Source organism: Pseudomonas sp. Irchel 3F6 (assembly GCF_900187595.1).
GTDB classification, from domain to species: domain Bacteria; phylum Pseudomonadota; class Gammaproteobacteria; order Pseudomonadales; family Pseudomonadaceae; genus Aquipseudomonas; species Aquipseudomonas siliginis.
This window is the reverse complement of sequence record NZ_FYDP01000004.1, coordinates 448,843-466,318: the sequence shown is the minus strand read 5'-3', so window position 1 is coordinate 466,318 and position 17,476 is coordinate 448,843. Positions and strand designations below refer to the sequence as shown.

16 protein-coding genes are annotated in these 17,476 nt (G+C 59.5%); 4 read left to right on the top strand and 12 right to left on the bottom strand.

Translation table 11 applies throughout. From position 1 onward, the window contains the following. Positions 1–76: 76 nt before the first annotated feature. Positions 77–2,269: a YccS family putative transporter gene (gene yccS, locus CKW30_RS16675; RefSeq protein ID WP_095181360.1), complete on the top strand. Its 2,193-nt coding sequence runs from the start codon at positions 77–79 to the stop codon at positions 2,267–2,269. A 111-nt stretch (positions 2,270–2,380) separates the two neighbouring features. On the opposite strand, the gene CKW30_RS16670 is transcribed toward yccS, so the two are convergent. Next, positions 2,381–3,118, bottom strand: coding sequence for an ABC transporter substrate-binding protein (locus CKW30_RS16670; protein ID WP_095181359.1), 738 nt, complete (start codon positions 3,116–3,118; stop codon positions 2,381–2,383). Between the two features lie 255 nt (positions 3,119–3,373). Between CKW30_RS16670 and CKW30_RS16665 the strand changes: the two genes are divergently transcribed. Then, complete coding sequence (locus tag CKW30_RS16665) at positions 3,374–3,826, top strand: GNAT family N-acetyltransferase (protein WP_041476776.1); 453 nt, start codon at positions 3,374–3,376, stop codon at positions 3,824–3,826. A 96-nt stretch (positions 3,827–3,922) separates the two neighbouring features. Here the strand turns inward: CKW30_RS16665 and CKW30_RS16660 are convergent, their stop codons facing one another. The 3 genes from CKW30_RS16660 to CKW30_RS16650 form a co-directional block, all read right to left on the bottom strand. Further along, positions 3,923–4,219, bottom strand: coding sequence for a helix-turn-helix domain-containing protein (locus CKW30_RS16660; RefSeq protein WP_095181358.1), 297 nt, complete (start codon positions 4,217–4,219; stop codon positions 3,923–3,925). Between the two features lie 100 nt (positions 4,220–4,319). Further along, positions 4,320–4,811: a YgjP-like metallopeptidase domain-containing protein gene (locus CKW30_RS16655; protein WP_095181434.1), complete on the bottom strand. Its 492-nt coding sequence runs from the start codon at positions 4,809–4,811 to the stop codon at positions 4,320–4,322. A gap of 44 nt (positions 4,812–4,855) precedes the next feature. Next, complete coding sequence (locus tag CKW30_RS16650; protein ID WP_095181357.1) at positions 4,856–6,979, bottom strand: bifunctional diguanylate cyclase/phosphodiesterase; 2,124 nt, start codon at positions 6,977–6,979, stop codon at positions 4,856–4,858. A 312-nt stretch (positions 6,980–7,291) separates the two neighbouring features. Here CKW30_RS16650 and CKW30_RS16645 point away from each other — a divergent pair, with 312 nt between their 5' ends. Further along, positions 7,292–7,960, top strand: coding sequence for a polysaccharide lyase family 7 protein (locus CKW30_RS16645; RefSeq protein WP_016772792.1), 669 nt, complete (start codon positions 7,292–7,294; stop codon positions 7,958–7,960). Positions 7,961–8,221: 261 nt separating this feature from the next. On the opposite strand, the gene CKW30_RS16640 is transcribed toward CKW30_RS16645, so the two are convergent. From CKW30_RS16640 to tkt, 8 genes are all read right to left on the bottom strand, one after another. Next, a complete protein-coding gene (locus CKW30_RS16640; protein WP_095181356.1) occupies positions 8,222–9,508 on the bottom strand; it encodes a type II toxin-antitoxin system HipA family toxin in 1,287 nt (428 codons plus the stop codon). Continuing rightward, entirely contained in the window at positions 9,501–9,764 is a 264-nt protein-coding gene (locus tag CKW30_RS16635; protein WP_024014619.1) for a helix-turn-helix transcriptional regulator, read from the bottom strand. The genes CKW30_RS16640 and CKW30_RS16635 overlap by 8 nt, the downstream gene beginning before the upstream one ends. Positions 9,765–9,910: 146 nt before the next feature. Next, a complete protein-coding gene (fba, locus tag CKW30_RS16630; RefSeq protein ID WP_008081027.1) occupies positions 9,911–10,975 on the bottom strand; it encodes a class II fructose-bisphosphate aldolase in 1,065 nt (354 codons plus the stop codon). A 251-nt stretch (positions 10,976–11,226) separates the two neighbouring features. Beyond that, a complete protein-coding gene (locus CKW30_RS16625) occupies positions 11,227–11,559 on the bottom strand; it encodes an MliC family protein (protein ID WP_064365344.1) in 333 nt (110 codons plus the stop codon). Positions 11,560–11,616: 57 nt separating this feature from the next. Next, complete coding sequence (locus CKW30_RS16620) at positions 11,617–11,838, bottom strand: hypothetical protein (RefSeq protein ID WP_016772786.1); 222 nt, start codon at positions 11,836–11,838, stop codon at positions 11,617–11,619. Positions 11,839–11,872: 34 nt separating this feature from the next. Further along, entirely contained in the window at positions 11,873–13,036 is a 1,164-nt protein-coding gene (locus CKW30_RS16615; RefSeq protein WP_016772785.1) for a phosphoglycerate kinase, read from the bottom strand. Positions 13,037–13,048: 12 nt separating this feature from the next. Further along, the gene (gene epd, locus CKW30_RS16610; RefSeq protein WP_042606605.1) at positions 13,049–14,101 is read right to left on the bottom strand and encodes an erythrose-4-phosphate dehydrogenase; all 1,053 of its coding nucleotides are present in this window, start codon (positions 14,099–14,101) and stop codon (positions 13,049–13,051) included. 109 nt (positions 14,102–14,210) lie between these two features. Then, positions 14,211–16,208, bottom strand: coding sequence for a transketolase (gene tkt / locus CKW30_RS16605; protein ID WP_095181355.1), 1,998 nt, complete (start codon positions 16,206–16,208; stop codon positions 14,211–14,213). Positions 16,209–16,467: 259 nt separating this feature from the next. Between tkt and CKW30_RS16600 the strand changes: the two genes are divergently transcribed. After that, positions 16,468–17,463: a metalloregulator ArsR/SmtB family transcription factor gene (locus CKW30_RS16600; protein WP_056786470.1), complete on the top strand. Its 996-nt coding sequence runs from the start codon at positions 16,468–16,470 to the stop codon at positions 17,461–17,463. Positions 17,464–17,476: the final 13 nt, after the last annotated feature.

The following is a 17,476-nucleotide window of genomic DNA, read 5'->3' as shown; positions in this document are numbered from 1 at the left end:
ATGTGCTCGGCGCCATTGCGTCGGCGTCATTACTGGCTCAATTTAGCGGCATCGCCTCGGAAGGCCTTCGCACTTCATGTCCTCGACCTCGTTTCGTCAGTCTTTGCGGCGCCTGTGGGCGCTGGATAAATTCAGCTACAGCGTGCGGGTATTCATCGCCCTGACCGGCAGCATGGCGCTGTGCTGGTATCAGGATGAAATGGGCCTGCTGATCCCGTTGTTCCTCGGCATCATCGCCAGCGCCCTGGCCGAGACCGACGACAGTTGGCAGGGTCGTCTCAACGCCCTCGCGGTGACACTGGTGTGTTTCAGCATCGCCGCGCTGTCGGTGGAATTGCTGTTTCCCTACCCGATCATTTTCGCCGTGGCCCTGGCACTGGCCAGTTTCGGCCTGACCATGCTCGGTGCGCTGGGCGAGCGCTACGGTGCGATCGCCTCGGCGACGCTGATTCTGTCGGTGTACACAATGATCGGCGTTGATCAGCGCGGCGGCGCGGTCACTGATTTCTGGCACGAACCGATGCTGCTGGTCGCTGGTGCGGCGTGGTACGGCCTGCTCTCGGTGCTGTGGCAGGCGCTGTTTTCCAATCAACCGGTGCAGCAGAGCCTGGCGCGGCTGTTCCGCGAGCTGGGCCTTTATCTGAAGCTGAAATCTTCGCTGTTCGAGCCGATCCGGCAGATGGATGTCGAAGCCCGGCGGCTCGAACTGGCGCAGCAGAATGGCCGGGTGGTCGCCGCCCTGAACACGGCCAAGGAAATCATCCTGCATCGGGTCGGCAACGGTCGACCCGGCTCGAAAGTCAGCCGTTATCTGAAGCTGTATTTCCTCGCGCAGGACATTCACGAACGCGCCAGCTCTTCGCACTATCCTTACAACGCGCTGGCCGAAGCGTTCTTCCACAGCGACGTGCTGTTTCGCTGCCAGCGCCTGCTGCGCCAGCAGGGCAAGGCCTGCCGGGCCTTGGCCGAATCGATCCAGATGCGCCAGCCGTTCATCTACGACGCCAGTTTCGCCGAAGCCCTGAACGACCTGCATGCCTCCCTCGAACATTTACGCATCCAGAGCAATCCGGCATGGCGCGGCCTGCTGCGCTCGCTGCGCGCCTTGGCGGCCAACCTCGGCACCCTCGACCGCCTGCTTAGCGATGCCAGCAACCCCGATGCTCTGGCGGACGCCACCGACAGCAGCCTGCTCGACCGTTCACCGCGCAATCTCAAGGACGTATGGATTCGCCTGCGTACGCAACTGACGCCGACCTCGCTGCTGTTCCGCCATGCCCTGCGCTTGCCGCTGGCACTGAGCATCGGCTACGGCATGGTGCACCTGATTCACCCGTCGCAAGGCTACTGGATCATCCTCACCACGCTGTTCGTCTGCCAGCCGAACTACGGCGCCACCCGGCGCAAACTCGGCCAGCGGATCATCGGCACGGCCATTGGCCTGACGGTGGCGTGGGCGCTGTTCGATCTGTTCCCCAACCCGGTGGTGCAATCGTGCTTCGCCATCGCTGCCGGGGTAGTGTTCTTCACCAACCGCACCACCCGCTACACCCTGGCGACGGCGGCGATCACGATCATGGTGCTGTTCTGCTTCAATCAGGTCGGCGATGGCTACGGGCTGTTCCTGCCACGGCTGTTCGATACCCTGCTGGGCAGCCTGATCGCAGGTCTGGCGGTGTTCCTGTTCCTGCCGGACTGGCAGGGTCGGCGCCTGAACAAAGTGCTGGCCAACACCCTGACCTGCAACAGCATCTACCTGCGCCAGATCATGCAGCAATACGCCGCCGGCAAAAGCGATGACCTCGCTTATCGCCTGGCCCGACGCAACGCCCATAACGCTGACGCGGCGCTGTCGACGACACTGGCGAACATGCTCATGGAGCCGGGGCATTTCCGTAAGGAGGCGGATGTCGGCTTCCGCTTCCTGGTGCTATCGCACACGTTGCTCAGCTATTTGTCAGGGCTCGGCGCGCACCGTGAAACACAGTTGCCAGCGGAGGTGCGGGAGCATCTGATCGAAGGCGCCGGGGTGAAACTGGCGACCAGCATCGACGAAATCGCTCATGGTTTGGCGAGCAAGCAGCCGATTGCGATTCAGAGTGATGACGAGGAAGCGCTGGCCAATGAGCTGGAGCAGATGCCGGATGAAATCGATGAAGGGCAACGGTTGGTGCAGACGCAGCTGGCGCTGATTTGCCGGCAGTTGGGGCCGCTTCGGACGTTGGCGGCGCATTTGATCAAGGACACTGCCGAAATCAGCGGCGCCTGAGACGACGCGTTCGCGAGCAGGCTCGCTCCCACAGGGTATGCATTTCAAATTGTGGGAGCGAGCCTGCTCGCGAAGAGGTCATCAGCCACAAAGAAATTGCCGGATCACCCTTCACATTCCATGCCGCCGCAATAACTTCTCATAAGTCCCGTCAGCCTTCATCGTCTCGATCGCACGATCAAACCCGGCGACGATCTGCTCATGCTGCGGGTTCTTCAGACTGACCAGAATATGCAGGCTGTTCTCACTCAACGGCTTGGGTAAAAACTCCACCGAATTGCGTACCTTGGCCGATTCCCGTGCCAGGTAATACTTGGCCACGTACTCATCCTCCAGGGTCAGCTTGACCCGATCCGCCGCGAGCATGCGCACGCCCATGGCGAAGTTGTGCACAGGGACTTTCTGCATCGCCGTATCCGCATCGAAAGGGGCGGAATAGGCGTACCCGCGCACCACGGCAATCGGGTAAGTGTGCAGTTGCTCGAGGTTGCTGTAGTCGATGGGTGCGTCTTTGCGCTTGAGGAATCGGATGCGGTTGATCAGGTACTCACCGGAAAACTGACCGATCAGCGTGCGTTCGTCGTTGTACCAGGCGTTGACCAGTACGTCGTAGCGCCCCTCGCCAATCCCCAGCAATGCTCGCGCCCACGGCACTTGTTCGTAACCGCTGGCATAACCGGCGCGAGCCAGTGCGGTGCTGACAATGTCGGTGGCCAGTCCACCGTTGACCAGTGCATCGTCGGTAAACGGCGGCCAATTATCGAACGCCAGCCGCAGCTTCTGCGCCGCAGCATCCTGGCCCAGCACCAGCAGTCCGATCAAAGCAACGGCTTGAAGCAATCGCAGCATGCTTGAACATCCTCAGCGGGCAACCGCCCGACGTGGTTTCACGTCAAAACCAAAGGCCCCTTACCGGCAAAACCCAAGCATTGAACATTAGCTCATGGGAACCAGTGCGCAGTGCTCTTGAGCAGATTACACAAAGTCTCGGCGGCCGCGAGAAAGGAATGGTGGCATTTTGACCTTTATCACAGACTGTTGCGCCATACAGACATATGGCGCAGCTGCGCTTAGTATCGGGCGACATGGTCAAGGAATCGAAAAATGACAATCGAGTGGATCTGCAAACATCATCGCGATTTGGGCAAAGAGCAGTTGTACGCCTCGTTGAAGCTGCGCTCTGATGTATTCGTGGTCGAACAGAAATGCGCCTACCCGGATCTCGACGGCCAGGATCTGGAGGGCGATACCCATCACCTGATGGGCTGGGAGGATGATCAGTTGATGGCTTATCTGCGCCTGCTGGATCCGGAATCCCAAGGCGGCGACGTGGTGATTGGCCGCGTGGTGACCGCGCCCGCCGGCCGTGGCAAAGGGCTGGGCCACGCGATGATGGAACAGGCGCTGAAGCAGGCCGAAAAGCACTGGCCGCAGGTGCCGATCTATTTGTCAGCGCAGGCGCATCTGCAGGGGTATTACGGCAAGTACGGGTTTGTCGTGGTGGGTGAGGAATATCTTGAGGATGACATTCCACATATCGGCATGCGTCGCTCCTGAACACCCTTTCGCGAGCAGGCTCGCTCCCACAGGGAATGCACATCCATTGTGGGAGCGAGCCTGCTCGCGAAGGCGTCAGAACCGTCGGCGCAGGAGTCAAGGGTATTGCAGCACCGCTTTTATCTGCCGCAAATTGCGCTCGATCCACCCCCGATCAATCGCTCCCCATTCACGAATCCGATAGCGCCCGGCATGATTGCGTGCGCCCTCTTCCTGTTCGAACTCGCAGATGATGTCCAGATCGGCCAGCGCGGCAATCGTGTCCTGCGCCGTGCGTCGCGGCATGCCAGTGACTTCGGTCAGCGTCGGCACACTCGGCGCCAGGCCGCTATCGATGAGATATGCCACGTACAAACGGCGATAGAAACTGCTTTTGGTCTTGCTTACGTCCATCTAAACACTCCCACCGTTAAAAGATCGCAGCCTTCGGCAGCTCCTACAGAAGATCGCATTTCAACTGCAGGAGCTGCCGAAGGCTGCGATCTTTTGATCTTTACTGCATATCCCGCCACGTCAGGTACACACGCAGATCGAACTCGATCTGGTGATACCCCGGCAGCATGTGCTCGCACAGTTTATAGAACGCCTTGTTGTGATCCGATTCCTTGAAGTGCGCCAGCTCGTGCACCACGATCATCTTCAGAAAATCCGGCGCGGCGTCCTTGAACAGCGCGGCGATGCGGATTTCCTTGTTGGCCTTGAGCTTGCCGCCCTGCACCCGTGACACCGTGGTGTGCAGACCGAGCGCGCGGTGGGTCAGGTCGAGGCGGTTGTCGAACAGCACTTTGTCGATCGCCGGCGCATTACGCATGTACTGCTGCTTGAGATCCAGCGCGTAGCTGTACAAGGCCTTGTCGCTCTGCACGTCGTGTCGCCCTGAATAGCGCTGATTCAGGTATTCACCCAGACGCCCTTCGGCTATCAGTTGGCGCACCTGATCCTGCAATTGTGCGGGGTAGGCCTGGAGGTACTTCAACACAGTCATGGACGAGCGACGCGGTTCGAAAAAGGTCCGCCAGTGTAGCGAATTCAACCGGGCAGCGCGCTCCAGTCAAAGGGTTCGACGAAGCTGACCGCGTCTTCGGCGATCAACGGCCGCGCGACGAGGAAGCCCTGCACGTATTCGCAGCCATGGGCTTGCAGCCACTGATATTGCTCGAGGGTTTCCACTCCTTCGGCGATCACCAGCAGACCGTATTGCTTGCACAGGTCGATGACCATGCGCACCAGCGCCGCATCACGAGGCGAGTCCGGCAGGCGCGCGATCAAGTGGCGGTCGAGCTTCAGCGTGTCCAGCTCCAGATCGCGCAGATGCGCCAGCGAACACGGCCCCGAACCAAAATCATCCAGCGCCACGCGCACCCCGAGATGACGCAGCAGCCGCAGTTGCTTGCGGGTTTCGTCCGGGTCTTGCATCAACGCTTCTTCGGTGACTTCGACTTCCAGTTGCCGCGGTTGCAGCGCATGGCGTTCCATGACTTGACGCAATTCAGTGACCAGATTCGGCAGGCCGAACTGGGTATTGCTCAGGCTCACGCCGAGCACCAGATCTTCAGCGAACAAGGTTTCCCAGGCTTTACGCTGACCGGCGCCACGGTGATAGATCCAGCTGCCGAGGCGACTGATCAAGCGCGCCTCTTCCAGCAATGGCAGAAACAACCCCGGCGGCACATCGCCGACGCTCGGATGCTGCCAGCGCAGCAACGCCTCGAACCCACGGATCTGTCCGCTGCCGATCGCCACCTGCGGTTGATAGACCAGATTGAAATCGCGATTCTCGATGGCCTCACGCACGCTGTCTTCCAGCATCAGACGCGAGCGTGCGCGGCCGTTCATTTCAGGGTCATAGAAACGATATTGCTGACGCCCGGCGCGCTTGGCCTCGTACATAGCGATGTCCGAGGCGCGCAGCAAGCCGTCCAGATTGCGCCCGCAGTCAGGATAGGTGGCGATGCCGATACTGGCGCCAAGAACGATATCCAGACCTTCGATCTGCTGACACACCGATACCCGTTCGATGAGTTTTTCGGCAATCTTCGCCGCTTGCTCGGGGAATTCCAGATCCAGCAGCGCGGTGAATTCATCGCCGCCCATGCGCGCGAGAATATCGAACGGCCGCAGGCACGCTTTCAACTGTTCGGAGACCCAGCGCAACACGCGATCGCCGGCATCGTGACCGAGGGAATCATTGACCCGCTTGAAGCCGTCGAGATCAAGGTAGAGCAACACCCAACTGCTGTCGCTACGTTCGCCGCGCAACAGCAGGTTTTCGACGGTCTGGTAGAACCCGCGTCGGTTGAGCAGCCCGGTCAGCGGATCGGTTACCGCCTGGAATTCCAGTTGCTGGTGCAAGTGACGCACAACCGACATGTCCAGCACCGTCACCACCATCGCATGCTGCTCCGAGGACAGCGGCGCACAGGACAATGCCACCGGCACTTGCTGTCCGGGCGCCGTGCGCAGCAACGCATCGTGCAGACGCAGGGTTTCACCGCGCTGGTAGCCGGCGTAGAACTCGGAATCGGCCCACAGGGGAATGTGTGGCTTCTGCAGGAAATCGAGAAACTCCTTGCCTTGCAGATCCTTCACCGGCGCATTGAGCAACCGCGAAATCGCCGGGTTGGCGAAGCGGATCACGCCGTCCTCGCTCAACACCAGAATGCCTTCGGCGGCGTTGTCCAGCACCGAGGCATTGAAGGCGCGCGCCACTTCCAGGTCATGACTGAGGCGTTGCAAGGCACGGCGATTGCGCTGGTGCTCGAGCAGCGCCTGGACCTTGGGCTTGAGGATTTGCGGATCGAACGGCTTGAACAGGTAATCCACCGCGCCGCTGGCATAGCCTTTGATCACGGCGTCCTGAGATTGCTCGTTGGCGGTGAGGAAAATGATCGGCGTCAGCCGCGTGCGCTGGCTGCCGCGCATCAGCCGCGCGACCTCGAAACCGTCCATGCCGGGCATCTGCACATCGAGCAGGACCAGGTCGATGTCGTGTTCGAGCAAAAGGTTCAGTGCCTCGAAACCCGAGGCGGCGGTCATCACGTGCCAATCCTGACGCTGCAGCAACGCGCGCATGCTGATCAGATTTTCGGGGTAATCATCGACGATCAAAAGGACCGAGCTGCCTTCACCTGGCTGGGGTTGCGCGCATTCCATGCTGCCTCTCTTATCGGGACCGGTTGCCGGCAAAACCATAGACGTACTGAGCCTTCACTCTAGACGCGGATCAGTGAAAGCAGAAGCTGTCATCCCGCCATCATTTAAACAATGCTCAACCCAGCCGACTAACGGTCACCGCTACAGCCCCCGAAAACCGGGCGGGATGGCATTTCGACAGGACTTTGACGTCAAGCAATCGCCGGACGGGCATTAACAAAAATTGCCGCTACGCTTATAAAAACGCCCGAAAACGCGCGGGCTAGAGCTTCTGGCACCGGCGTTCCGGATGAATTGATTGGAAGAACCGTCATGATCGACCTCGCAACCTGGAACCTCAGCGTTCCTGTTGGCAGCCCGCCGTACACCGTTGAAACCTCGAAACTGGTGGATGGCTTCAAGGATCAGTACTTCCATTCCGACACCGGCACCCTGTTCTTCTGGTCCCCGGTGACTGGCTCGAAAACCGAAAACGCCATCTACCCGCGTACCGAACTGCGCGAAACCTACAGCAACGGCACCCTGCGCAACTGGTACTACCCGGACGCCGACAACCTGCTGCGCGCCACCCTCGCGGTGAACAAGGTGCCGAGCTCGGGCAAGATCGTCATCGGCCAGATTCACGCGTACGAAAGCCAGCGGCCGATGGTCAAGCTCGAATACCAGTACAAGGAAAAAACCCAGACCGGCAATCTGGTGATCAAAGTGCGCATGCGCCCGGACGACGCCGAAAGCCGCGTCATCACCCTCGCCACCGGCGTCAAGCTTGATCGCGAATTCAACTATCTCATCCACTTGAGCCCCGGCGGTGCGCTGGGCGTGAGTGCGGCGGGCTATCAGTGGGACTCCCAGATCAGCGCGACCTGGCGCGACAAGCCGCTGTACTTCAAGGCCGGCGTGTATGTGCAGGACAACACCGGCTATACCAGTGAAGGTGGGCAGGTGACGTTTACCAAACTGGATATTGATCACGACAAGTAGCTAGCCGCCAAAATGACAAACAACCCATAACTTGCAGACCACACTCGCTCCAATTGTAGGAGTGGGCCTGCTCGCGATAACGGTGTGTCATTCAATATTCATGTGTCTGAAACTCCGCTATCGCGAGCAGGCTCACTCCTGCAAGGGCTTCAGGGGTGGGCTGCGGACTGCGCCACCTCCAAATGCGGGCCGCTGCCTTGGCGAAATGTCGCGTATACGCGACTTTGAGTAGCAAATGTCACCGTAGCGGTACACCGCTTATCATTTATCAGCCTTTTCCTTTCTACCGCTTGATAAAGGATGACGCTTCAAACCCGAACCGACCGAGTCATTCAACGCAACCATGCGCCCGATGTCCCATTCGCGTTGCATCCTTGCAAACAATTCAACGTCTATCCGTGGTCGGTGAATCAAAAGCGCCTGACTCATTGCCTCGGCTATCCGGTCGACGATCAGTGCTGGCTTATCCACAGCGCAGTGTTTACGACCAAACTCAATCAACTGCTGACGATCCGGATAAGCTTTGGCCTTGTTCATCTTGATGGCGAGAGTACGGTCAACCAGCGATCGCCCGGTCCTGGGGTTGTAGTTCTCGTATACGGTTGTCGTCGTGACATCGTATACCGGCGCCAACTGCACCGTTTCAGAGGCCGCGGGGTGCGTGTAGGTCACCCCGAAGTTTTTCAAATGCGCATCGCCGTTACGCACCATGACCGAAAGACAGACGGATGAAAAAAATCGTTCCAGTTCTCGTATCGGGTCGGCATGCCTGCATACCTGACGGATCACTGCAGCAAGGGTTTCGTAGCTCTGCGAATATTTATAGTTGTCGTGGGGATCCTTGTTTAACCCCAGCAGCACCGCCATGTCTTCAAAGCCAAGGCGATCAGACGCTGTCAGATCAAAACGCTCCATGACAAACAGCTCACCGTTATCGGAAAGCCAGAAAGGCGGCGTGTACAGTCCAGCCAGCCGCGCTGCTTCCAGACACAGAAACTCGTTTTGAGCCAGGTGCTCATACTCTTCCGCTCCTGATTTGACGATAAGGTCGGAGCTGATCACTGTTTTTCGGCTACCAGTCAGTTTGTCCAGATCGGGCACCAGAACCTTGGGCTGAACACCTGAAATCCCCGATTCGAAGTAGGTTTCGACCAAAAAACCGAAAACATGCTGAGAGGTGTCCGCCGACAGGATCTCCTGCAGGCCGACCTGCGCACGAACAGAGCCTGAAGGTTCTACCGGATTCTCATACGTGAGGCGACCGATCTGATTACCGCCAATGACGGACAACAGGCGCATTTCATCCACTTGCATATGCTTGGCCATGCGCCGCTTGATTTGGTCGGCTAGATATCCCTCAGGCACATTCATATCGAAGATGGGCTGCAATACGCTGCTCACCGACGGTGTCGGGTCATAGGGCATGACCAGGGAAACTTCCTTGAGTGGCGACGCTGACTGGTAAGCGAATGAAAACTGCGAACCTTTGGACAACTCGCCGGAATGGCCCTGAGGCGTCATGACATTCAGTCGTTTCACCTTACTCATCATGCTCTACCAATTCGGCGAGTGATTTGAGATCGATTCGGTTATCGACAATCTCCAACGCCATGCCTAACGCGGCAATAACTCTAAACACCGTATAAAAAGCGACGTTTTCGCCTGCTTCTAGATCGATGATGGTTTTGCGGCTGCAATGAGCCCTATGCGCAAGCAGCGCTTGACTGTAGCCCTTGGCTTTGCGCAATTGGCGAATACGCTGGGCAAACGTTGCTGGATTATCGAGAAGCAAAATGTCACCCATATCGGACTTTAAATAGATTATTACCAGTAAAGTCCCCTTTAGGTGACATTTCAAGCAAAAGGATGCCGATGTCTTGTCACAACGCTTCCACCACAAAAAAACCCGCCTCTCGGCGGGTTTCTTTTTAATCAGCTCAACGCTCAGGCTCAGTTAACCTTGGCGTTCAACTCACCCTTCAGATAACGCTGGTACATCGCTTCCAGCGAGATCGGTTTGATCTTCGAGGCATTACCGGCAGTACCGAACGCTTCATAACGAGCGATACATACATCGCGCATTGCGGTCACGGTGGCGCCGAAGAATTTACGTGGGTCGAATTCGCTCGGGTTGGTGGCCATCAGGCGACGCATGGCGCCAGTGGAGGCCAGGCGCAGGTCGGTGTCGATGTTGACCTTGCGCACGCCGTGCTTGATGCCTTCGACGATCTCTTCAACCGGGACGCCGTAGGTTTCTTTGATGTCGCCGCCGTACTGGTTGATGATCGCCAGCCACTCTTGTGGCACGGAGGACGAACCGTGCATCACCAGGTGGGTGTTCGGGATGCGCTTGTGGATTTCCTTGATGCGGTCGATCGCCAGCACGTCGCCGGTTGGTGGCTTGGTGAACTTGTAGGCACCGTGGCTGGTGCCGATGGCGATGGCCAGGGCGTCGACCTGGGTGCGCTTGACGAAGTCAGCGGCTTCTTCCGGGTCGGTCAGCATCTGGCTGTGATCCAGAACGCCTTCAGCGCCGATGCCGTCTTCTTCACCGGCCATACCGGTTTCCAGCGAACCCAGGCAACCCAGTTCGCCTTCTACCGAAACGCCGCAAGCGTGGGCCATGGCCACGGTCTGTTGGGTAACACGGACGTTGTAGTCATAGTCGGTCGGGGTCTTGCCGTCTTCGCCCAGCGAGCCGTCCATCATTACCGAGCTGAAGCCCAGTTGAATCGAACGCTGGCAGACGTCAGGGCTGGTGCCGTGGTCCTGGTGCATGCACACCGGGATGTGCGGGAATTCTTCGATCGCGGCCAGGATCAAGTGACGCAGGAATGGCGCGCCGGCGTATTTGCGGGCGCCGGCCGAAGCCTGGACGATCACCGGGGAGTCAGTCTTGTCAGCGGCTTCCATGATGGCGCGCATCTGCTCAAGGTTGTTGACGTTGAAGGCTGGAACGCCGTAGCCGAACTCGGCTGCGTGGTCCAGCATCTGGCGCATGCTGATAAGTGCCATTGTGTGTGTCTCTCCCGGTTGAGGGTCGTTGATCGTGCCAGCCTGCCGAAGCGGCGGCGGCTATTCAAGTTAATGCAGATCGGGGGTTGAGGCCCGGTCTGGTGATTCGGTAAAGCAAATTCCAAGAACTACACAGATCCCCTGTGGGAGCGAGCCTGCTCGCGAAAGCAATCTTGCAGTCGCTGATGCAGTGCTTGCCAGGCCGCTTTCGCGAGCAGGCTCGCTCCCACAGTAGAACTGTGGTGTGTCAATTACTGCGCCTTGCAACCACGGCCAATCAGGTCATTGGTGGCGACCCAGTACACCAGGCCTTCGTCACCCTTGACGTGAAACGCCAGCATGCCGTCGCTGTACAGCGTGCCAGAGGCGCCCGGCTCTTCTTTCAGGCGATAGACCTGATCACCGCCGCCGAGGCGAACGTCGACTTCCTTCTGGCCGGCATCGGCGTAACGCCACAACACCTTGGCCTGACTGTCGCAGGTCCAGGTCGTCCAGTTGTCTGCCGGGGCCGACGACTGAAACAGGTTCAACTGCGCGCAACCACCCAACAATGCCAACGCCGCAACGGCGATCAAGCCTTTCATCCGTGTTCCTCGACTGACGACGCATGCCGCCAGCCCTGAGTTAAAGAGTCAGACCCGTCAAGGACAACCATGTTCCTTGACCGGGGTTTGCGTCTCGTATTTGTCCAGGCCGTCCGGGCCCGAGCGCTTGTTCAGCACCGGGTTGGTTTCGGCCTGCCAGTCGGCCTGATAACAGCCCTTCTGCGGCTCGCTCGGTGCTGGCGTCGCGTCAGCCTTCGGGGTGCTCCCGCAGGCCGCCAGCGTACCGGTCAGCAACAACAGCGCTAACGACTTGACCATGTGAACACTCCTTTGCCTGGCCAAACGGGCGGCCTCAGGCCTTGGCCCGGCTTTCCAGGACTTCAACGGCAGGCAGCACCTTGCCCTCGACGAATTCGAGGAACGCGCCACCACCGGTGGAAATGTAGGAGATCTGCTCAGCCACGCCATATTTATCGATCGCCGCCAGGGTGTCGCCACCGCCCGCGATGGAGAATGCCGAGCTTTCGGCGATAGCCTGGGCCAGCACTTTGGTGCCGTTGCCGAACTGATCGAACTCGAACACACCAACCGGGCCGTTCCACAGAATGGTTTTCGACGACTTCAGCAGCTCGGCGAAATTGGCTGCAGTTTGCGGACCGATGTCGAGAATCATGTCGTCAGCCGCCACGTCAGCGATCAGCTTGACGGTCGCTTCAGCGCTTTCGGCAAATTCCTTGGCGACCACAACGTCAACCGGCAACGGTACGCTGACTTTGGCAGCGATTTCACGCGCGGTGTCGAGCAGGTCCGGTTCGTACAGCGACTTGCCGACCGGGTGACCAGCCGCCGCGAGGAAGGTGTTGGCGATGCCGCCGCCGACGATCAGTTGATCGCAGATCTGGCTCAGGCTGTTCAGCACGTCGAGTTTGGTCGACACCTTGGAGCCGGCAACGATGGCTGCCATTGGCTTGGCCGGCGCGCCGAGGGCTTTGCCCAGTGCATCCAGCTCAGCGGCCAGCAACGGGCCGGCGGCAGCGACTTTGGCGAACTTGGCTACACCATGGGTCGAACCCTCGGCGCGGTGAGCAGTACCGAAAGCATCCATCACGAACACATCGCACAGGGCTGCGTATTGCTGGGCCAGGTCGTCGGCGTTCTTCTTCTCGCCCTTGTTGAAGCGTACGTTTTCGAACAGCACGATGTCGCCAGCCTTGACCTCCACGCCACCGAGGTAGTCAGCCACCAGCGGCACTTCACGGCCCAGCGCTTTGCTCAGGTAGTCGGCGACAGGTTTCAGGCTGTTTTCGGCGGAGAACTCGCCTTCGGTCGGACGGCCCAGGTGCGAGCAGACCATCACCGCCGCGCCTTTTTCCAGGGCCAGCTTGATGGTCGGCAGCGAAGCCAGGATGCGCGCGTCGCTAGTGACAACACCGTCCTTGACGGGGACGTTGAGGTCTTCGCGGATCAATACGCGCTTACCTTGCAGATCGAGGTCGGACATCTTCAACACGGTCATGGGTCGCACTTCCTACGGTTTTTTTGAAGTTGCTGTTTGCAGATAGTGGTCTGCTACGTCCAGCATTCGGTTGGCAAAACCCCATTCGTTGTCGAACCAGGCCAGGATGTTCACCAGTTTGGGGCCGGAAACTCGGGTCTGGCTGGCATCGACGATGGCCGAATGTGGGTCATGGTTGAAATCACAGCTGGCGTGCGGCAACTCGGTATAGGCCAGAAGGCCTTTGAGCGGGCCGCTGGTGGCGGCTTCGCGCAGGATCCGGTTGACCTCATTGGCGTCAGTCGCCGTGGCGGTCTGCATCGTGATGTCGAGGCAGGACACGTTGACTGTCGGCACGCGCACGGCTTTGGCCTGAATTCGCCCGGCAAGTTCCGGCAGCAGGCGCTCGATACCGCGCGCCAGACCAGTGGACACCGGGATCACCGACTGGAACGCCGAACGCGTGCGGCGCAGGTCTTCGTGGTGATAGGCGTCGATCACTGGCTGATCGTTCATCGCCGAGTGAATGGTGGTGATCGACACGTAATCCAGACCGATCGCCTGATCGAGCAGGCGCAGCAGCGGCACGCCGCAATTTGTCGTGCAGGAGGCATTGGACACCAGCAGTTCGTCGCCGGTCAGGCAGTCCTGATTGACGCCGTAGACGATGGTGGCGTCGACATCCGCTTCGCTGGCCATCGGCTGCGAGAACAGCACACGCGGTGCGCCGGCGTCGAGAAAACGCTGGCCATCGGCACGGGTGTGGTAAGCGCCGGAGCACTCAAGCACCAGATCGACGCCCAGCGACGCCCAATCGATGCCTTCGGGGGTGGCACTGCGCAGGACCTTCACGCAGTCGCCATTGATATGCAGACAATCGCCTTCAACCCGCACTTCGCCGGGAAAGCGGCCGTGGGTGGAGTCGAAGCGTGTCAGGTATTCGATGCTGGCCATGTCGGCCAGATCGTTGATCGCGACAATTTCAAACCCGGCCTTCGCGCCGCGCTCGAACAACGCCCGCAAGACGCAACGACCAATGCGGCCGTAGCCGTTGAGTGCAACTTTGTAGGGACGCGGTTGAGGCATGGGGTTCTCGATAGATTCGCTAACAACACAACCCCATGTAGGAGCGGCCCGAGCCTTCGGCAGCTCCTACAGGGGAACGCGGCAGCCAGGGCCACCGCATTCGTACTGCTTAGTCTTCCAGCAGCTCTTCAGCCTGACCCAGGATGTTTTCCAGGGTGAAGCCAAACTCTTCGAACAGTGCCGAAGCCGGCGCCGATTCGCCGTAGGTGGTCATGCCGATCACGCGACCTTCCAGACCCACGTACTTGAACCAGAAGTCGGCGTGGGCCGCTTCGATCGCGATACGCGCGCTGACCTGCAACGGCAGAACCGATTGCTTGTAGCCAGCGTCCTGGGCATCGAACACGCTGGTGCAAGGCATGGAAACCACGCGCACCTTGCGGCCTTGCTCGGTCAGTTTGTCATAGGCCTGAACGGCCAGACCGACTTCCGAACCGGTCGCGATCAGGATCAGCTCAGGCTCGCCTGCGCAGTCCTTCAACACGTAGCCACCGCGGCTGATATCGGCGATCTGGGCAGCGTCACGTTCTTGGTGCTGCAGGTTCTGACGCGAGAAGATCAGCGCCGACGGGCCGTCTTTACGCTCCAGCGCGTTTTTCCAGGCCACCGCCGATTCAACGGCATCGGCTGGACGCCAGGTGTCGAGGTTCGGCGTGGTACGCAGGCTGGTCAGTTGCTCGATTGGCTGGTGCGTCGGGCCGTCTTCGCCCAGACCGATAGAGTCGTGGGTGTACACGTGAATCACGCGCTTCTTCATCAGTGCCGACATACGTACGGCGTTGCGTGCGTATTCCATGAACATCAGGAAGGTCGCGCCGTAAGGCACCAGACCGCCGTGCAGGGCGACGCCGTTCATGATCGCGGTCATGCCGAACTCGCGCACGCCGTAGTACATGTAGTTGCCGCTGGCGTCTTCAGCGCTGACGCCTTTGCAGCCTTTCCACAGGGTCAGGTTGGAGCCGGCGAGGTCAGCCGAACCGCCGAGCATTTCCGGCAGCAGCGGGCCGAAAGCGTTGAGGGTGTTCTGGCTGGCTTTGCGGCTGGCGATGGTTTCGCCCTTGGCGGCGACTTCGGCGATGTAAGCCGAGGCTTTTTCCGAGAAGTCGGCCGGCAGTTCGCCGCTCAGACGACGGATCAGCTCGTTGGCTTCAGTCGGGAATGCAGCGGAGTAGGCGGCGAAACGCTGATCCCACTCGGCTTCGACCGCGCGGCCAGCTTCTTTGGCGTCCCACTCGGCATAGATCTCGGCCGGAATTTCGAACGGGCCGTAGTTCCAGTTCAGCGCCTGACGGGTCAGGGCGATTTCTGCGTCACCCAATGGGGCGCCGTGGCAATCTTCCTTGCCCTGCTTGTTCGGCGAACCGAAACCGATGGTGGTCTTGCAGCAGATCAGCGTCGGTTGAGCGCTCTTGCGTGCGGTTTCGATGGCGGTCTTGATCTCTTCCGGATCATGGCCGTCGACGTTGCGGATCACCTGCCAGTTGTAGGCTTCGAAACGCTTCGGCGTGTCATCGGTGAACCAGCCTTCGACTTCACCGTCGATGGAAATGCCGTTGTCATCGTAGAAGGCAATCAGCTTGCCCAGGCCCAGCGTGCCGGCCAGGGAGGCGACCTCGTGGGAAATGCCTTCCATCATGCAGCCATCACCGAGGAACACGTAGGTGTGGTGATCAACGATGTTGTGGCCGGGACGGTTGAACTGCGCGCCCATGACTTTTTCAGCCAGAGCGAAACCGACGGCGTTGGCCAGACCCTGACCCAGCGGGCCGGTGGTGGTTTCGACGCCCGGGGTGTAACCGAATTCCGGGTGGCCTGGAGTGCGGCTGTGCAGTTGACGGAACTGCTTGAGGTCGTCGATGGACAGGTCGTAGCCGGTCAGGTGCAGCAGCGAGTAGATCAACATCGAGCCGTGGCCGTTGGACAGCACGAAGCGGTCACGGTCGGCGAACGACGGGTTGCTCGGGTTGTGCTTGAGGTAGTCGCGCCACAGCACTTCGGCAATATCTGCCATACCCATAGGGGCACCGGGATGGCCGCTGTTGGCTTTTTGCACGGCATCCATGCTGAGGGCACGAATGGCGTTGGCACGCTCACGACGGCTAGGCATCGCTGATCTCCTGGGTGTGAATAGACTGAAACGGAAAAAAGGAGGGCATTTTCCCTCACCCATGCGCCTCGGGGCAATGACAGATAGTCATCGGCAGGCGTTTTTCCAATCGATAGCACAGGTTTCGCTTGGTGAAACCTTTCCGCTATTCGTTTGTAGAGACTGCCGTCCGCCGAGAAGTGCCATTTATCGAGCAATATCAAAACTTTTTGATATTGACCTTGCGGTGCCTTGCCCCCGTCTCTAGACTGCCAGCCCTATGAACTTACGCGTGCCTTCCATTCGCCATGACGATTGCGACGAGCTGGCGGCCCTGTGCAAGGCCGGCGGCGATCCGCTGCGGCTGAATGTATTGCGCGCGCTGGCCAACGATTCGTTTGGCGTGCTGGAGCTGGCGCAGATTTTCGGCATCGGCCAGTCGGGCATGAGCCACCACCTCAAGGTGCTGGCGCAAGCCGATCTGGTGGCGACACGCCGTGAGGGCAACGCGATTTTTTATCGTCGTGCCCTGCCCCACAGCGAATTGCTCGGCGGCAAGCTGCACGCGGCATTGCTGGAAGAAGTCGACAATCTGGATCTGCCTGATGAAGTGCAAGCACGCATCGAGCAGGTTCACGGCCAGCGTGCCGCCGCCAGCCGGGACTTTTTCGCCCGGGTCGCGGAGAAATTCCGTGCCCAGCAAGATTTGATCGCAGGCCTGCCGCAGTACCGTGACAGCGTGCTGGCCCTGCTCGACAAACTGAACTTCGATGGTGCAGCCACGGCCATTGAAGTCGGCCCCGGCGATGGTGCTTTTCTGCCGGAACTGGCCCGTCGCTTTGGCACCGTAACCGCGCTGGACAACAGCCCGGCGATGCTCGAACTGGCGCGTCAGGTGTGTGAACGTGAACAGCTGGCTAACGTCAGCCTGCAATTGGCCGATGCATTGAACGGCACAAGCCTCAAGGCCCATTGCGTGGTGCTGAACATGGTCCTGCACCATTTCGCCGCTCCGGCCGATGCGCTCAGGCACATGGCCGATTTGCTGCAACCGGGCGGTAGCCTGCTCGTGACAGAGTTATGTAGCCACAACCAGAGTTGGGCCAGGGAGGCCTGCGGTGATCTCTGGTTGGGGTTTGAACAGGACGATCTGGCCCGTTGGGCCACCGCTGCGGGACTCGTTCCCGGGGAAAGCCTCTATGTAGGCTTACGTAATGGTTTCCAGATCCAGGTTCGCCACTTTCAGCGACCGGCTGGCGACACTCACCATCGGTAAATTCAGGAAAACA